Consider the following 16,415-nt stretch of genomic DNA (forward strand, 5'->3'; position numbering starts at 1 on the left):
TACAGTGGGTCGTGTGACCCTCGAAGTCGATCCCACCCCCTCGGCACTGCGGCGCGCTCTTCGTCGGGCGCACGACGGCGTCACCCTCAATCAGGACGAGGCCGCGGTCCTGATGGCCGCGCGCGGGGACGATCTGACCGCCCTCTGCGAGGCGGCCGCCCGCGTCCGTGACGCCGGCCTGGAAGCCGACGGGCGGGCCGGGCAGATCACCTATTCGCGCAAGGTCTTCATCCCGCTGACCCGCCTGTGCCGCGACCGCTGCCACTACTGCACCTTCGTCACCGTGCCGGGCAAACTGGCCCGCGCCGGACAGGGCGCGTTCCTCGAACTCGACGAAGTGGTGGCGCTGGCCCGCGAGGGCGCCGCACTCGGCTGCAAGGAAGCGCTCTTCACCCTCGGCGACCGGCCCGAGGACCGCTGGCCCGCCGCGGCCCAGTGGCTCGACGAGCGCGGCTACGACTCGACGCTCGACTACGTGCGCGCCGCGTCGATCCGGGTACTCGAAGAGACCGGTCTGCTGCCGCACCTGAATCCCGGCGTGATGAGCTGGGAGGAGATCAACCGGCTCAAGCCCGTCGCACCGTCGATGGGCATGATGCTCGAGACCACGGCGCGGCGGCTGTTCACCGACAAGGGCGAATGCCACTACGGCAGTCCGGACAAGGACCCCGAGGTCCGCAAGCGCGTGCTGGTCGACGCCGGGCGCCTGTCCGTGCCGTTCACCACCGGGATCCTGGTCGGTATCGGGGAGACGCGCCTCGAGCGCGCCGACTCGATCCTGGAGATCCGCAAGGTGCACAAGGCTTTCGGGCACGTGCAAGAGGTGATCGTCCAGAACTTCCGGGCCAAGCCGGACACCGCCATGGGCGCGGTGCCGGACGCCGAGATGAGCGAGTTCCTTGCGTCGGTCGCGGTGGCCCGCCTGCTGCTGGGGCCGAAGATGCGGATTCAGGCGCCGCCGAACCTGGTGTCGGAGAACGAATGTCGCGCGCTGATCGCGGCCGGCGTGGACGACTGGGGCGGCGTCTCGCCGCTGACCCCCGACCACGTCAACCCCGAACGCCCGTGGCCCAACCTCGACGATCTGGCGCGCATCACCGCGGCGGGCGGATACACGCTGACCGAGCGGATCGCCGCGCAGCCGCGCTACGTGCTGGCCGGCCAGCCGTGGATCGACCCGCGGATCGCCGGTCACGTGGCCGCGCTGTCCGATCCCGTAACCGGGCTGGCCCGCGACGTGCTGCCCACCGGGCTGCCGTGGCAGGAGCCGGACGAGGAGTGGGGGTCGTCGGGCCGCATCGATCTGAACACCGAGATCGACGTCGACGGCCGCAACACCGAGACCCGCAGTGACCTCGGCAGCGCCTTCGGCGACTGGGACACCATCCGCGAGCAGGTGCTCGCGCTCGGCGACCAGGGGGCGCCGCGCCGCCTCGACTCCGAGGTGGCCAGTGCCCTCGCCCGCGCCGAGAACGACCCGGCCGGACTGTCCGACGACGAATACCTGACGCTGGCCACCGTCGACGGCGACGGCCTCGAAGCCCTGGCCGCCCTGGCGGATGCGATCCGCGCGGACGTGGTGGGCGACGACGTCACGTACGTGGTGAACCGGAACATCAACTTCACCAACATCTGTTACACCGGCTGCCGGTTCTGCGCGTTCGCCCAGCGCAAGGGCGACGAGGATGCCTTCACGCTGTCCACCGAAGAGGTGGGCGACCGGGCGTTCCAGGCGCACCTCGCCGGCGCCACCGAGGTGTGCATGCAGGGCGGCATCGATCCCGAGCTGCCGGCCTCCGGGTACGCCGACATCGTGCGCGCCGTGAAGGCCCGGGTGCCGTCCATGCACGTGCACGCCTTCAGTCCGATGGAAGTGGTGAACGGCGCCGCCCGCTCCGGCGAGTCGGTACGCGAGTGGCTGATCGGTCTGCGTGAAGCCGGGCTCGACTCCATTCCGGGCACCGCCGCCGAGATCCTCGACGACGAGGTGCGGTGGGTGCTCACCAAGGGCAAGCTGCCGACCGCGTCGTGGATCGACGTGATCACCACGGCGCACGAGGTGGGCCTGCGCTCGAGTTCGACGATGATGTACGGCCACGTCGACGCGCCCCGGCACTGGGTGGGGCACCTGAACGTGCTGCGCGACATCCAGGACCGCACCGGCGGGTTCACCGAGTTCGTGCCGCTGCCGTTCGTGCACCAGTCGTCGCCGCTCTACCTGGCCGGCGCCTCGCGACCCGGCCCCACGCAGCGGGACAACCGGGCCGTGCACGCGCTGGCGCGGATCATGCTGCACGGCCGGATCGACCACATCCAGACCAGCTGGGTGAAGTTGGGCGTGGAAGGCACACGCGCGATGCTGCGCGGCGGCGCCGACGACCTCGGCGGCACCCTGATGGAGGAGACCATCTCTCGGATGGCGGGCTCGGCGCACGGCTCGGAGAAGACCGTCGCCGAACTGCACGAGATCGTCGAGGGCATCGGCCGCACCCCGCGCCAGCGGAGCACCGAGTACGGCCGCGTCGACTCACCCGTCGCCGCTCGCCCCACCCTCGCCGTCGTCGACTGATCCGAGCCGGAAGGCGGCAGCGGACCCCGGAGGCGTCCGCCGCTCCCAGAGGCGACAGCGCGGCACAAAGGCGACAACGGACCACAGGGGCGGCAGCCGACCCCGGAGGCGGCAGCCGGGGGTGCCGCCTGTGGGGGTGACTGCCGCGGAGGGGGCCGACTGCCGCGAACACGCGTGCTCGGCGATGCCGAAAGGGCGGCTCCGCCGCGTGGCGGGGCCGCCCTCCGGGCTCGGCTACTGAGTGGCTGAGGGCCGACTCAGCGGGCGCCGAACATCTTGGCGAGACGGCCGGGCTGCTTCTCGTGGCCCGGGCAGCGCTTGCTGGCGGGCACGCCGCGCATCACTTGGTCGACGTGCTGGCCGCAGCCGCGCCAGGTGACTTTGCCGCAGGTCTTGCAGGTGGCTTGCTGACACATGATGGTTCTCCTAAAACTGACTGATCAGGGGGTCTAGAGGGTGGTCAGGGGACCAGTTCGGGGTGGACGGCACGCAGGGTGAGGATGCCGCCGGACAGGTTGGCCGCTTCCAGGCCGGACTGCCGCAGGATCCGGTAGGCCAGGTAACTGCGCTTGCCGCTCGCGCAGTAGACGCGGATCGGCCGACCGGCCGCGGCCTCGCGGATCTCGTCGAGACGCTCGCGCACCTGGGTGTGCGGCACCAGCAGGGCGCCGTCGACGTGGCCCTCGTCGTACTCCTCCCGGCTGCGCGCATCCAGGAGGAAGTAGCCGGGCTCGTCGAGCTGATCGGCGTACCAGAGGTCCAGTTCGCCGTCGAGCACGTTCTCGGCGATCATGCCGGCCAGGTTCACCGGGTCCTTGGCCGAGCCGTACGGCGGTGCGTAGGCCAGGTCCAGGTCGATCAGCTCGGGGCCGGTCATTCGGTTGGCGATGGCGGTGGCGAACACGTCGATCCGCTTGTCCACGCCGTCCGGGCCCACGCCCTGCGCGCCCAGGATCAGGCCGTCGGAGGTGCGCAGGTGCACCAGCAGGCTCATCTGGACGGCGCCGGGGAAGTAGCCGGCGTGGTTGTCCGCGTGCAGGTGGATGGTGCGGTACTCGATGCCCGCGGCCTCCAGGGCGCTGCGATTGGCGCCGGTCAGCGCCGCGGTCAGCGAGCCGACGCGGACGATGGCGGTGCCCAGCGGATGGGGGATCGGCCGCGCGGTGTCCGGGTTGACGATGTGATCGGCCACCAGGCGTCCGGCACGGTTGGCCGGACCGGCCAGCGCGACCGGGCGGCGCAGACCGGTGATCCGGTCGGTGGAGATCACGGCGTCGCCGACGGCCCAGATACCGTCGAGGTTGGTGCGACCGTGTTCGTCGACGATGAGCGCGCCGCGCTCGTCGGCCACACCGGCGTCGAGGAACACCTGGGTGTCCGGACGCACGCCGACCGAGAGGACCACCACGTCGGCGGGGATCCGCGTGCCGTCGGCGAGCATGACGACGTCCTCGTCGGATCCCGACTCGATGGCGGTGGCGCCCACGCCCTCGTGGACGGTGATGCCCATCGCGGTCAGCTCGGCGCTGATCCGGGCGGCGATCTCCGACTCCAGGGGAGGCAGCACGTGCGGGGCCAGTTCCACGACGTCGACGGCCAGGCCCTGCATGCGCAGGCCCTCGGCGGCCTCGAGGCCGATGAAGCCCGCACCGAGCACGACGGCACGCTGGGCGCCGTCGGTGACGGTGTCGCGCATCTGCACGGCATCGCCCACCGTCCGCAGCGTCTGCACGCGCGGGGAGTCGAGGCCGGGCAGCGGCGGGCGGATGGCGGAGGCGCCGGGGGAGAGCACGAGGGCGTCGTAGGCCACCGTCTCGACGCCGGCGTCGTTGCGCACCTGCACGGTCTTGGCCGCGGGGTCCACGGCGATCACGTCGTGGCGGATGCGCACGTCGATGTCGAGCGCTTCACGCAGCGATTCCGGGGTCTGCACCAGCAGGTCCGCGCGGTCGGTGATCTCGCCGCTGACGTAGTAGGGCAGACCGCAGTTGGCGAACGAGGGATGTTCGCCGCGTTCGAAAACGATGATCTCAGCGTTCTCGTCCAATCGCCGGGCCCGCGCCGCAGCGCTCATTCCGCCGGCGACGCCGCCGACCACAACAATTCTCATGATTGCCTCCTCCGTGGGTCCAACTATACCCTCGGGGGTATCTATTCCGGGACCGATGTGGGCTTGTTCACGCTCGTTTTTCTCGGGCTGCGCATAAATCCGCGCCGGTGAGGGGGTATGCCCGCGTCGCCGATGCAGACCTCGGCCGCATGCCGGTTAGGCTGTCATAGTTGTCTGAGACTTTCCGGTGCGATCAGCCCTCGAACCGGAGTTCTGGCGTGTGTGAAGAGGAGAGACGTCGTGACCTACATCATCGCTGAGCCGTGTGTGGATGTGCTCGATCGGGCGTGCGTGGAAGAGTGCCCCGTCGACTGCATCTACGAGGGCGGCCGGATGCTGTACATCCAGCCCGACGAGTGCGTCGACTGCGGTGCGTGCGAGCCGGTGTGCCCGGTCGAGGCGATCTTCTACGAAGACGACGTGCCCGACGAGTGGGAGCCCTACTACGCGGCGAACGTCGACTTCTTCAGCGAGCTCGGCTCGCCCGGCGGCGCCAGCAAGGTCGGCAAGGTCGACTTCGACCCGCCGTTCATCAAGAACCTGCCGCCGATGGGCGAAGAAGCCTAGCGGTGGCCCATCGCCTGCAGCCGGTCAGCGCGACGCTGCCCGACTTCCCGTGGGACTCCCTCGCCGACGCGAAGGCGCAGGCGAGCGCCCACCCCGGCGGAATCGTCGACCTGTCGGTCGGCACCCCGGTGGACCCGGTGGACCCGATCATCCGGCAGGCACTCGCCGACTCCTCGGAGTTCCCCGGCTATCCCGCGACCGTCGGCACCCGTGAACTGCGCGACGCCGCCGTCGCCGCGCTCGCTCGGCGCTTCGGCATCGACGGGCTGGACGAGTCGTCGATCCTCCCGGTGATCGGCACCAAGGAAGCCATCGCCGGGTTGCCCGCACAGCTGGGCGTACCCGCCGGCGACCTGGTGGTGATCCCCGAGGTGGCGTACCCGACCTATGAGGTCGGCGCGCTGCTCGCCGGTGCACGTGTGCTCCGCGCCGACTCGACGGTGGCGGTGGGGCCGGAGCGCCCGGCGCTGCTGTTCCTGAACTCGCCGTCGAACCCGACGGGCAAGGTGCTGCCGGCGGACCACCTGCGCAAGGTGGTCGCGTGGGCGCGCGAGCGCGGCGTCGTGGTGGTCTCCGATGAGTGCTACCTGGGCTTGGCCTGGGACACCCCGGCCGTCTCGATCCTGGATCCGGCGATCTGCGGCGGCGACCACACCGGCCTGATCGCCGTGCACTCGCTGTCCAAGGTCTCCAATCTCGCCTCCTACCGGGCCGGTTTCCTGGCCGGAGACACCGCGCTCATCGCCGAGCTCCTCGCGGTGCGCAAGCACGCGGGCATGATCGTGCCGTACCCGGTGCAGGGGGCGATGATCGCCGCCCTGAACGACGACGTGCACGTGAACGAGCAGCGCGAGCGCTACCGCCTGCGCCGCGACACCCTGAAGGCCGCATTGGGCGCGGCGGGGTTCACCGTCGACCACTCCGAGGCCGGCCTCTACCTGTGGGCCACGCGGGGCGACGACGCGCGTGCGACCGTCGACTGGCTCGCCGAGCGCGGCATCCTGGTGGCCCCCGGCGACTTCTACGGACCGCAGGGCGCCCGCCACATCCGGATGGCGTTCACCGCCACCGACGAACGCGTCGCCGCCGCGGCCGCCCGCCTGGCCTGAGTACGGCCGAAAAGGCGGGCGCCGCGCGGCGCCGGAGGACATCAGTCGTTGGCGTGCAGGGCTTCGTTGAGCTCGATGCCGTCCCCCTGCGAGGCGGTCACCTCGACGGTGCCGGTCTGGGAATTGCGGCGGAACAGCAGGTTGTTGCGGCCGGCCAGTGCGCGCGCCTTGACCACCTTGCCGTCCGGTCCGGTCACCTTGGTGCCCGCGGTGATGTAGAGCCCGGCCTCGACCACGCAGTCGTCGCCGAGGGGGATGCCGCAGCCGGCGTTGGCGCCGAGCAGGCAGCGGCGACCGATCGAGATGATCTCCTTGCCGCCGCCGGACAGCGTGCCCATGGTCGACGCGCCGCCGCCGATGTCGGTCCCGTCGCCGATCACGACGCCCGCCGAGATCCGGCCCTCCACCATGGAATGGCCCAGGGTGCCGGCGTTGAAGTTCACGAAGCCCTCGTGCATCACGGTGGTGCCCGACGCCAGGTGCGCGCCGAGGCGCACGCGATCGGCATCGCCGATGCGGACGCCGCTGGGCACCACGTAGTCGACCATGCGCGGGAACTTGTCGACGGAGCTGACGCTGACCGGGCCGCGGGCCCGCAGCCGGGTGCGGGTGGCTTCGAAGCCGTCGACGGTGCAGGGGCCGAAGTTGGTCCAGACGACGTTGGCCAACAGACCGAAGATGCCGGTCAGGTTCTGGCCGTGCGGGCGCACCAGGCGGTGCGAGAGCAGATGGAGGCGAAGGTAGACGTCGTGGGCGTCGACCGGCGGCGCCTGCAAGTCGGCGATCACGGTGCGGACCGCGACGGTGCTCACGCGCCGGGCGCCGTCCACGCCGACGGCCTCGATCAGTTCCCGGGGGGTGTCCACATCGCTCAGGAGCACTGTGCCCGCGTCTTCGCTCGGATCGGTGATCAGCTGCGGATCGGGAAACCAGGTGTCCAGGACGACACCGTCGTCGGTGAGCGTGGCGATTCCGATGGCAGTTGCACCTTGAGTAGTCACGGAGAGATCTTACCCGCCTCACTACAGTGGATCCGGTGAGCGTTCCCGACCTGAACCTGCGTGCCGATCCCGTCGACCTGACCGCCGCCCTGGTGGACATCGCGAGTGTGAGCCGCGACGAAACGCTGATCGCCGACGCCGTCGAGGCGGCGCTGCGCGCGCAGACCCGCGGCTTCGAGATCGCCCGGTTCGGCAACAACGTGCTGGCGCGGACCCGGCGCGGCGCCGCCTCCCGGGTGATCTTGGCCGGACACCTGGACACCGTGCCGCTGGCCGACAACGTCCCGTCGTGGCGGACCGACACCTCCGAGGAGGGCGACGTGCTGCACGGCTGCGGCACCGTCGACATGAAGTCGGGGCTCGCGGTGTTCTTGCACCTGGCCGCCACTCTCGACGATCCAACGCACGACCTGACGCTGATCTTCTACGACTGCGAGGAGATCGCCGCCGAGTTCAACGGGCTCGGCCGGATCGAACGCGAGAAGCCGGACTGGCTGGTCGGCGACGTCGCGATCCTCGGCGAACCGACCGGCGGTCTCATCGAGGCGGGCTGCCAGGGCACGCTGCGCGTCCGCTTGGCCGCCACCGGAACCCGCGCCCACTCGGCGCGCGCCTGGATGGGCGAGAACGCCATCCACAAACTGGGCGGCGCGCTGGTGACGCTCGGCGCCTATGTGCCGCGCCGCGTGGACATCGACGGCTGCGAGTACCGCGAGGGACTCTCGGCGGTCGCGGTGGCCGGAGGAGTGGCAGGCAACGTGGTGCCCGACGCCGCGCACCTGGACGTGAACTTCCGCTACGCCCCGGACCGCACGCCCGAGCAGGCCCTGGCGCACGTGCGGGAGGTCTTCGCGGCCGAACTCGCCGACGGTGTGCTCACCGCCGCAGTGGCCGACTCGGCGCCCGGCGCACTGCCCGGACTGGCGCAGCCCGCGGCGGCGGCCCTGGTCGAGGCGGCCGGCGGCCGTTTCCGCGCCAAGTACGGGTGGACCGACGTGGCCCGCTTCGCCGCCCTCGGGGTGCCCGCGGTGAACCTCGGTCCGGGCGACCCGAGCCTCGCGCACCGTGCCGACGAGCGGGTTCCCGTCGCCCAGATCTACGAGGTGACCGAGGTGCTCCGCCGCTACCTCCGCGCGTGAGCGTCCTCAGTGCGTGAGCGTCCTCAGTGCGTGAGCGTCCCGGTGCCGCCCGGTTGCTAGCGTGAAGCCATGAGCGATCTGCGGCCCGAGCCGCTCGAGGACGACGTGCCCGTCGACGGCACCCAGGTGCGTTACGCGGGCGCCGCCCAACTCCGCGTCGGCGAGGACCAGCAGTACGTCACCAGCGACGAGAACCTGCTGGAATGGGTCGATCCGCGCGACAGCGCCCTGCTGCTCGAGCGCACCGTGCGCGATTCCTGGCGCGTGCTGCGCATCCAGTCCGAGTTCGTCGCCGGATTCGACGCGCTGGAGAAGGTCACCGAAGCGGTGACCGTCTTCGGCACCGCCCGGTCGGTGCCGGGCAGCGCCGAGTACGAACTGGGCGTCGAGGTGGGGCGACGACTGTCGGAGGCGGGCTTCGCCGTGATCACCGGTGGCGGTCCGGGCGCGATGGAAGCCGCCAACAAGGGCGCCTTCCTGGCCGGCGGCGAATCCATCGGACTCAACATCGAGCTGCCCTTTGAGCAGCACATGAATCCGTACCTGACGCTCGGCATGAACTTCCGGTACTTCTTCGTCCGCAAGACGATGTTCGTCAAGTACGCGCAGGCCTTCGTCTGCGTGCCCGGCGGCATCGGCACCCTCGACGAGCTCTTCGAAGCGCTCACCCTGGTGCAGACCGGCAAGGTCAAGCGCTTTCCGATCGTGCTGATCGGCCGCGACTTCTGGAGCCCACTGGTCGATTGGATGCGCGGCACCCTGCTCGCCGGCGAGAAGATCAGTCCGGAGGACCTGGAACTGATCACGGTGGTGGACACGCCGCAAGAGGCCGTCGACGTGGTGATCGCGTCGGGGATCCGATGAGCGCGATCTGCGTCTACTGCGCCTCCGGGCCGGTGGATCAGACGTACCTCGATCTCGCCGAGCAGACCGGCGCGGCCATCGCCGAGGCCGGCCTGACCCTGGTGTCCGGCGGCGGCAACGTGGGCATGATGGGCGCGGTGGTGCAGGGTGCGCGGGCCGCCGGCGGCTACACCATCGGCATCATCCCGGAGCACCTGATGGCCGCGGAAGTAGCCGACACCGACTCCGACGAGCTGATCGTCACCGGCACCATGCGCGAGCGTAAACGCCTGATGGACGAGCTCGCCGACGGCTTCATCACGCTGCCGGGCGGCATCGGCACCCTCGAGGAACTCTTCGAGACCTGGACCGGCGGCTTCCTCGGCGTGCACGACAAGCCGATCGCGCTGCTCAACCACGAGGGCTTCTACGATCCGATGCTCGCCTGGCTGCGGGACCTGGCCACGCGGGGCTTCGTCGCACAGCATGCCCTGGACCGACTCACCGTGGTGCCGGACCTGGCCGGTGCGCTCGCCGTAGCTGACTCGACGGTAAGGTAGCGTCACTCCCCCAGCATCCTCGAGAAGGAAGTCTCCTCGCCATGACCCAGCAGACCAGTCGACGTCCCGGCCTCGAACGAAACCGGGTCGGCGTCGCCGACCTGCTCAAGGGCGCGGTTGAGATGGCACCGGATCTGCTGTCCATGGCGCGGCACGCGCCTGGCATGGTGCTGCGTTCGCCGGACGCCGCCAAGACGATCGGCTCGGTCTTCGCGAACCTGGCGGCCAAGTACCCGGATCGCCCGTTCGTCCGCTTCGACGGCGCGATGCTGACCTACGGGGAAGCCAACCGGGTGGTCAATCGGTACGCGGCGGTCCTCGCCGAGCGCGGCGTGGGCGTCGGCGACGTGGTCGGCATCCTGGCCGAGAACAGCGACACCGACCTGCTGGTGATTCTGGCGACGGTCAAGCTGGGTGCGTCGGCGGGCATGTTGAACTACAACCAGAGCGGCGCGGTGATCGACCACAGCATGACGCTGCTCGACGCCAAGGTGCTGATCCGCGACCCGCGGTGCGTCGAGGCCTGGGAGACGATGCGCCCGGAGCGGCGCCCCGAGCACGTCCTGGACTTCGACGAGCTCGACGCGGCCGCCGCGGGCAAGCCGGACGCCGATCCGGCGGTGACCGCGACCCTCCCGGCGTCGACCAACGCCTTCCTCATCTTCACCTCGGGCACCACCGGCCTGCCCAAGGCCAGCCGCATGAGCCACAACCGCTGGCTCGCGAACTACTCCGGCATCGGCGGGCTCGCGGTGCGGCTGCGGCCCAGCGACACCCTGTACGTCCCGCTGCCGATGTACCACAACAACGCGCTGTCGGTGTCGCTCGGTGCGGTCCTGGCCGGGGGCGCATGCATCGCGATCGGCCGCAAGTTCTCGGCGAGCCGGTTCTGGGACGACGTGATCGCCAACCGGGCCACCGCCTTCTGCTACATCGGTGAACTGTGCCGCTACCTGCTCGCGCAGCCCGCTCGACCGACAGACCGTCAGCACGCGGTGCGGGTGATCGTCGGCAACGGCATGCGCCCGGAGATCTGGGACGAGTTCGCCGAGCGCTTCGGCATCGAGCGCGTGGTGGAGTTCTACGGGGCCAGCGAACTGAACCTGGCCTTCGTCAACGCCTTCAACGTCAAGCGCACCGCCGGCTTCTGTCCGCTGCCGTTCAAGGTGGTGGAGTACGACGCCGACGGCAGTCCGCGCCGCGACGCGGACGGTCGACTGCGCTCGGTGCGCAAGGGCGAGCCCGGGCTGCTGATCGCCGAGATCAGCGCGCGGGTGCCGCTGGACGGCTACACCGACGACGCCGAGACCGAACGCAAGGTGATCCGCGACGCGTTCAAGCCCGGCGACGCGTACTTCAACTCCGGCGACCTGGTCCGCCAGCAGGGCTTCTTCCACATCGCCTTCGTCGACCGCCTCGGCGACACCTTCCGCTGGAAGGGCGAGAACGTGGCGACCACCGAGGTGGAGGCCGCGGTGGCCGGCGATGCCGCGGTAGAGCACGTGGCCGTCTACGGCATCGAGGTCCCCGGCTGCGACGGCCGCGCAGGCATGGCCGCGGTGTCCCTGGCCGAGGGCGCCGTGCTCGACGGCAAGGAGCTGGCCGACCGGCTGTACGCGGACCTGCCGTCGTACGCGCTGCCGCTGTTCCTACGGCAGGTGCCGGAGATCGAGGCCACCACCACGTTCAAGAACCGCAAGGTGGAGCTGCGGGACGAAGGCTACGCGGACACCGGCGACGATCCGGTGTGGGTGCTCAAGGGCAAGGCCGACGGCTACGTCCCGTTCTATGCCGAGTACCCCGCCGAGGTCGCGGCGGCCAAGGCCCCGCGCTGACCGACGAATCGGCACTGCTCCATGATGGAGGGATGAGCCCGCCCGAGCCGTCGACCACCCTGTGCGGGCGTCCGGTCGCCACCGATCGGGCGCTGGTGATGGCGATCGTCAACCGCACCCCGGACTCCTTCTACGACGGCGGCAGCACGTTCACCGACGACGCCGCGATGGCGCGCATCGACACGGTGATCGCCGAGGGCGCCGACATCGTCGACATCGGCGGCGTCAAGGCCGGTCCCGGCGAGGAGGTCGACGCGGCCGCCGAGGCGCAGCGCGTGGTGCCGATGATCGCGTGGATCCGGCAGCGGCACCCCGAGGTGCTGATCAGCGTCGACACCTGGCGCAGCGAGGTCGCCGCGGCGGCCTGCGATGCGGGGGCGGATCTGATCAACGACACGTGGGCGGGGACCGACCCGGAGCTGGTGGCGGTGGCCGCCGACCGCGGCGTCGGGCTGGTGTGCTCGCACACCGGCGGCGCCGTGGTGCGGACACGCCCGCACCGGGTGGCCTACGACGACGTGGTCGCCGAAGTGACCGCCGAGCTCACCGCGTCCGCACAGCGGGCCGCCGATGCCGGGGTGCGCCGCGACGGGATCCTGATCGATCCGACGCACGACTTCGGTAAGAACACCCACCACGGGCTGGCCCTGCTGCGTCGTCTCGACTGCCTCGTCGACACCGGCTGGCCGGTGCTGATGGCGTTGAGCAACAAGGACTTCATCGGGGAGACGCTGGGCGTGGCGTTGCACGAACGGGTGGCCGGTACGCTGGCCGCGACGGCGTTGGCCGCCGCCGCGGGTGCTCGCGTCTTTCGCGTTCACGAAGTCGCTGACACCCGCCGCGTGCTCGACATGGTCGCGTCGATAGCCGGCACGCGACCGCCTGCCCGGACGGTCAGAGGATTGGCATGAGCAAGGACATCTCCGCAGCCGCGGCGGCCACCGGGCCCACGACGCTGGGTGCACAGGCACCGTGGTCGCACACCCATGCCTGGGACAGGCCCGCGTGGACCGTCGACGAACTCGTCGAAGCCAAGGCCGGGCGGACCGTTTCGGTGGTGCTGCCCGCGCTCAACGAAGCCGATGCGGTGGCCGGTGTGGTGGCCTCCATCATGGGGCTGGTCGGCACCCTGGTCGATGAACTGGTGGTCCTGGACTCCGGGTCCACCGACGACACCGCTGCGATCGCCCGGGCCGCCGGTGCGCGCGTGGTGGCGCGCGACGACGTGTTCGGCGACCTGCCGCCGCGCCCCGGCAAGGGGGAGGCGCTGTGGCGCTCGGTGGCGGCCACCACCGGCGACCTCATCGCCTTCATCGACGCCGACCTGATCGACCCCGATCCGATGTTCGTGCCACGACTGCTCGGCCCGCTGCTCTTCGACCCGGACATCCACCTGGTCAAGGGCTACTACCGGCGCCCGCTGCGTTCGGGCGGCGCGCAGGTGGCCGACGGCGGCGGCCGCGTCACCGAGCTGTCGGCCCGACCGCTGCTGACGGCCCTGAAACCCGAACTGGGCGAAGTGATCCAGCCGCTGGGCGGCGAATACGCCGGCACCCGCGAGCTGTTGTCGTCGGTCCCGTTCGCCGCGGGCTACGGCGTCGAGGTGGGTCTGCTGATCGATACCTACGACCGCTACGGCCTCACCGGGATCGGGCAGGTGAACCTCGGCACCCGCGCTCACCGCAACCGCCCGCTCTCCGAGCTCGCGGTGATGAGCCGACAGATCATCGCGACCCTGCTGCAGCGCTGCGGGATCGAGGACTCGGGAGTGGGACTGACCCAGTTCGTGCCCGGCATCGACGGCACCTTCTCCCCGGTCACCACCGAACTCGCGGTGGCCGACCGACCGCCGGTGGCCGCGTTGCTCGGTGACCGGCCCGGGGCCGATCGGTAGGGTGGCGCCGTGGTGACCATCGTGCTGTACGTCCTCGGCCTGATCCTCGTGGTGGCCGTGGTCTTCGCCGTGGTGTGGTTCGTGTTCGGGCGCGGCGAGGATCTGCCGCCGCTGCAGAAGGGGACCACGCTCACCCGCCTGCCGCGGGTCGGGATCACCGGCGATGACGCGCGGGCACTGGTGTTCCAGCAGGTCACGCGCGGTTACAAGGCGCAAGAAGTGGACTGGGCGGTGGAGAAGCTCGCGCGCGAGATCGACGACCTGCGCGCGGTGGTGCACGATCTCACGGTGCGGGCCGCGGAAGACGAGGCGGCCGCCGACACCGGGCCGATCCCACTGGTAGACCCGTCCCGGCGACAGTGACGAGATCTGCGCCACGTATCATGGACGCAGATTGACATGTGTCTGGGAAGGGAGCGCGAGAATGGCAGCGATGAAGCCCCGAATGGGTGACGGTCCTCTGGAGGCGGTCAAGGAGGGGCGCGGCATCGTGGTGCGCATTCCGATCGACGGCGGTGGTCGTCTGGTCGTCGAACTGAACGACGAAGAAGCCGCAGCCCTCGGTGAGGTCCTCCGCGAGGTCGTGGCCTGACCGAAGTCGCTTCAGATACCGGGCGGCGCGGGGCTCGCGCCCTGCGCTGCCCGGTCTGCGCAGGGCCACTCGACGTGGTCGAGCGCGGCCTGCAGTGCGCGCACGCGCACCGCTTCGACCAAGCCCGACAAGGGTATGTGGCGCTGCTGAGCGGCCGAGGCAATCGGCATCGCAGCGACACCGCACCCATGGTCGCCGCCCGTCGTCGTCTGCTCGACGCGGGAGTCTTCGATCCCGTCGCGCAGGCGCTGGCCGCCGCGATCGACCCGGAAGCCGCCGTCGTCGTCGACGCCGGCGCGGGCACCGGACGTTACCTCGCCGCCGTCCTCGACGCGGCGCCGCGGGCCGTCGGTATCGGTCTGGATCTCTCCAAGTACTGCGCGCGGGCCGTCGCGCGCGCCCACCCGCGCGCCATCGCGGTGGTCGCCGACCTGTGGGAGCCCATCCCGGTGGCCGACGGCACGGCCGACGCGGTGCTCTCGGTCTTCGCGCCCCGCAACGTGGCCGAGACCGTGCGCATGCTGGCGCCGGACGGACGCTGGCTGCTGGTGACGCCCAACCCCGGACATCTGCACGAGGTGCGGGAGCCGCTCGGCATGCTCGAGATCGGCGCCGACAAACTCGACCGCCTGCACGCCGACCTGACCGCGGGCGGACTGCAGGTGCGCGGCAGTACCCCGCTCACCGCCACCGCACTGCTCGACGCCGAGCAGCTCGCGGATCTGGCCGGCATGGGGCCGGCCGGCTTCCATCGCACCGAGGACGAACTGCACGCCGCGGCGCAGGCCCTCACCGCGGCCGCCGAGGCGCTGCCGGTGACGCTCGACGTGACGCTGACCGTCGCCGTCCCCGCCGCGAACTGAGCCGGGTACCGGGCGGTAGACCGTTCGACCGAGGCCGAAGGTCCGTGATCGTTCACGCCCGTCGCCCACGCGCGCGGGGTTGGCGATATGTTGGTGGGGTGAGATCACAACCGCACGTGCTCGGAATCGTTCTCGCTGGGGGCGAGGGGAAACGGCTGTACCCCCTGACCAAAGACCGGGCCAAGCCTGCGGTGCCCTTCGGCAGTTCGTACCGACTGATCGATTTCGTCCTGTCGAACCTGGTGAACGCCGGGTATGAGCGCATCTGCGTCCTGACCCAGTACAAGTCGCATTCGCTGGACCGTCACATCTCGCAGACGTGGTGGTCGTCGGGCTTCCACGGCGAGTTCATCACCCCGGTCCCGGCGCAGCAGCGGCTCGGCCCGCGCTGGTACACCGGCAGCGCCGACGCCATCTACCAGTCGATGAACCTGATCTTCGACGAGAAGCCCGACTACATCGTGGTGTTCGGTGCCGACCACGTGTACCGGATGGACCCGGCCCAGATGGTGGAGCAGCACATCGCCACCGGCGCCGCGGTGACCGTGGCCGGTATCCGGGTGCCGCGCAAGGAGGCCATCGCCTTCGGCTGCATCGAGGCCGACGCCGATCGACGGATCACCGACTTCGTGGAGAAGCCGAGCGACCCGCCGGGCGCCCCCGACGACCCGGACGTCACGTTCGCCTCGATGGGCAACTACGTCTTCTCCACCGAGGCGCTGGTGGACATGCTCCGCAAGGACGCGGCCGATCCCGACTCCGACCATGACATGGGCGGCGACATCATCCCGGCGTTCGTCGAACTGGAGCAGGCGTACGTTTACGACTTCGACAGCAACGTGGTGCCCGGGCAGACCCCGGACGATCAGGGCTACTGGCGCGACGTCGGCACCATCGACGCCTTCTACGAGGCACACATGGATCTGGTGTCGGCCAACCCCGTCTTTAACCTCTACAACGAGCGCTGGCCCATCCGCGGGGAGACCTCGCACCTGCCGCCGGCCAAGTTCATCCGCGGCGGCAGCGCCAACGACTCCATGGTCGGTGCGGGCTGCATCGTCTCCGGCGCCACCGTGCACAATTCGGTGCTCTCGACGGACGTGGTGATCGACGAAGGCGCCGTGGTGCAGGGCAGCGTCCTGATGCCGGGCGTGCGCATCGGCGCGAACGCGGTGGTGCGCAACGCGATTCTCGACAAGAACGTCTGCGTGCCCGAGGGCGGGCAGATCGGCGTCGACCTCGAGTCCGATCGCGAGCGATTCACCGTCAGCAGCGGCGGGATCGTCGCCGTCGGCAAGAACGAGACCGTCTGATCCGGCTCCTCGCCGGGCCG

16 protein-coding genes are annotated in these 16,415 nt (G+C 70.5%); 13 read left to right on the forward strand and 3 right to left on the reverse strand.

Translation table 11 applies throughout. The features are described from left to right. The first annotated feature begins 4 nt into the window (after positions 1 to 4). Positions 5 to 2,569: a bifunctional FO biosynthesis protein CofGH gene (locus ABD989_RS06810; protein WP_425556491.1), complete on the forward strand. Its 2,565-nt coding sequence runs from the start codon at positions 5 to 7 to the stop codon at positions 2,567 to 2,569. Between the two features lie 257 nt (positions 2,570 to 2,826). On the opposite strand, the gene ABD989_RS06815 is transcribed toward ABD989_RS06810, so the two are convergent. Both ABD989_RS06815 and ABD989_RS06820 read right to left on the reverse strand, forming a co-directional pair. Then, complete coding sequence (locus tag ABD989_RS06815) at positions 2,827 to 2,985, reverse strand: hypothetical protein (protein ID WP_246991425.1); 159 nt, start codon at positions 2,983 to 2,985, stop codon at positions 2,827 to 2,829. Positions 2,986 to 3,029: 44 nt separating this feature from the next. Continuing rightward, positions 3,030 to 4,679 (reverse strand): FAD-dependent oxidoreductase, encoded by a 1,650-nt coding sequence (locus ABD989_RS06820; protein ID WP_345312890.1) that lies wholly within the window; start codon positions 4,677 to 4,679, stop codon positions 3,030 to 3,032. 240 nt (positions 4,680 to 4,919) lie between these two features. Here ABD989_RS06820 and fdxA point away from each other — a divergent pair, with 240 nt between their 5' ends. Both fdxA and dapC read left to right on the forward strand, forming a co-directional pair. Next, positions 4,920 to 5,246, forward strand: a complete 327-nt coding sequence (gene fdxA / locus ABD989_RS06825) for a ferredoxin (protein WP_246991421.1) — start codon at positions 4,920 to 4,922, stop codon at positions 5,244 to 5,246. A 2-nt stretch (positions 5,247 to 5,248) separates the two neighbouring features. Continuing rightward, positions 5,249 to 6,355, forward strand: coding sequence for a succinyldiaminopimelate transaminase (dapC, locus tag ABD989_RS06830; RefSeq protein WP_308221316.1), 1,107 nt, complete (start codon positions 5,249 to 5,251; stop codon positions 6,353 to 6,355). Between the two features lie 41 nt (positions 6,356 to 6,396). Here dapC and dapD read toward each other — a convergent pair whose 3' ends face one another. Further along, a complete protein-coding gene (gene dapD / locus ABD989_RS06835) occupies positions 6,397 to 7,356 on the reverse strand; it encodes a 2,3,4,5-tetrahydropyridine-2,6-dicarboxylate N-succinyltransferase (protein ID WP_345312891.1) in 960 nt (319 codons plus the stop codon). 35 nt (positions 7,357 to 7,391) lie between these two features. On the opposite strand from dapD, the gene dapE reads away from it, so the two are divergent. The 10 genes from dapE to glgC all read left to right on the forward strand — a co-directional run bounded on the left by dapE (position 7,392) and on the right by glgC (position 16,395). After that, on the forward strand, positions 7,392 to 8,495 hold the full coding sequence (gene dapE / locus ABD989_RS06840) for a succinyl-diaminopimelate desuccinylase (RefSeq protein WP_345312892.1): 1,104 nt from the start codon (positions 7,392 to 7,394) through the stop codon (positions 8,493 to 8,495). Between the two features lie 69 nt (positions 8,496 to 8,564). Further along, positions 8,565 to 9,359, forward strand: a complete 795-nt coding sequence (locus tag ABD989_RS06845; RefSeq protein WP_345312893.1) for an LOG family protein — start codon at positions 8,565 to 8,567, stop codon at positions 9,357 to 9,359. After that, positions 9,356 to 9,898 carry an LOG family protein gene (locus tag ABD989_RS06850; protein WP_246991413.1) on the forward strand — a complete coding sequence of 181 codons (543 nt, stop codon included), beginning with the start codon at positions 9,356 to 9,358 and terminating at the stop codon, positions 9,896 to 9,898. Before ABD989_RS06845 ends, ABD989_RS06850 begins: the two co-directional genes overlap by 4 nt. Before the next feature lie 41 nt (positions 9,899 to 9,939). Further along, positions 9,940 to 11,733 (forward strand): long-chain-acyl-CoA synthetase, encoded by a 1,794-nt coding sequence (locus tag ABD989_RS06855; RefSeq protein WP_345312894.1) that lies wholly within the window; start codon positions 9,940 to 9,942, stop codon positions 11,731 to 11,733. A gap of 32 nt (positions 11,734 to 11,765) precedes the next feature. Then, positions 11,766 to 12,644, forward strand: a complete 879-nt coding sequence (folP, locus tag ABD989_RS06860; protein ID WP_246991406.1) for a dihydropteroate synthase — start codon at positions 11,766 to 11,768, stop codon at positions 12,642 to 12,644. Then, positions 12,641 to 13,627, forward strand: coding sequence for a glucosyl-3-phosphoglycerate synthase (locus ABD989_RS06865; protein ID WP_246991405.1), 987 nt, complete (start codon positions 12,641 to 12,643; stop codon positions 13,625 to 13,627). Before folP ends, ABD989_RS06865 begins: the two co-directional genes overlap by 4 nt. Positions 13,628 to 13,636: 9 nt before the next feature. Continuing rightward, positions 13,637 to 13,990: a DivIVA domain-containing protein gene (locus tag ABD989_RS06870; RefSeq protein WP_246991404.1), complete on the forward strand. Its 354-nt coding sequence runs from the start codon at positions 13,637 to 13,639 to the stop codon at positions 13,988 to 13,990. A gap of 61 nt (positions 13,991 to 14,051) precedes the next feature. Next, on the forward strand, positions 14,052 to 14,219 hold the full coding sequence (locus tag ABD989_RS06875; protein ID WP_246991403.1) for a DUF3117 domain-containing protein: 168 nt from the start codon (positions 14,052 to 14,054) through the stop codon (positions 14,217 to 14,219). Positions 14,220 to 14,260: 41 nt separating this feature from the next. Next, on the forward strand, positions 14,261 to 15,082 hold the full coding sequence (locus ABD989_RS06880) for a putative RNA methyltransferase (RefSeq protein ID WP_345313034.1): 822 nt from the start codon (positions 14,261 to 14,263) through the stop codon (positions 15,080 to 15,082). A 98-nt stretch (positions 15,083 to 15,180) separates the two neighbouring features. Further along, on the forward strand, positions 15,181 to 16,395 hold the full coding sequence (gene glgC, locus ABD989_RS06885) for a glucose-1-phosphate adenylyltransferase (protein ID WP_345312895.1): 1,215 nt from the start codon (positions 15,181 to 15,183) through the stop codon (positions 16,393 to 16,395). The last annotated feature ends 20 nt before the right edge of the window (positions 16,396 to 16,415 follow it).

Source organism: Gordonia alkaliphila, from assembly GCF_039542465.1.
Taxonomy (GTDB): domain Bacteria; phylum Actinomycetota; class Actinomycetes; order Mycobacteriales; family Mycobacteriaceae; genus Gordonia; species Gordonia alkaliphila.

Excerpts from the sequence above, each read along its gene's own strand:
- ABD989_RS06850 (WP_246991413.1), top strand. The coding sequence starts at position 9,356 with ATGAGCGCGATCTGCGTCTACTGCGCCTCCGGGCCGGTGGATCAGACG.
- folP (WP_246991406.1), top strand. The coding sequence starts at position 11,766 with ATGAGCCCGCCCGAGCCGTCGACCACCCTGTGCGGGCGTCCGGTCGCC.
- ABD989_RS06865 (WP_246991405.1), top strand. The coding sequence starts at position 12,641 with ATGAGCAAGGACATCTCCGCAGCCGCGGCGGCCACCGGGCCCACGACG.
- ABD989_RS06820 (WP_345312890.1), bottom strand. The coding sequence starts at position 4,679 with ATGAGAATTGTTGTGGTCGGCGGCGTCGCCGGCGGAATGAGCGCTGCG.
- ABD989_RS06815 (WP_246991425.1), bottom strand. The coding sequence starts at position 2,985 with ATGTGTCAGCAAGCCACCTGCAAGACCTGCGGCAAAGTCACCTGGCGC.
- ABD989_RS06855 (WP_345312894.1), top strand. The coding sequence starts at position 9,940 with ATGACCCAGCAGACCAGTCGACGTCCCGGCCTCGAACGAAACCGGGTC.
- ABD989_RS06875 (WP_246991403.1), top strand. The coding sequence starts at position 14,052 with ATGGCAGCGATGAAGCCCCGAATGGGTGACGGTCCTCTGGAGGCGGTC.
- ABD989_RS06845 (WP_345312893.1), top strand. The coding sequence starts at position 8,565 with ATGAGCGATCTGCGGCCCGAGCCGCTCGAGGACGACGTGCCCGTCGAC.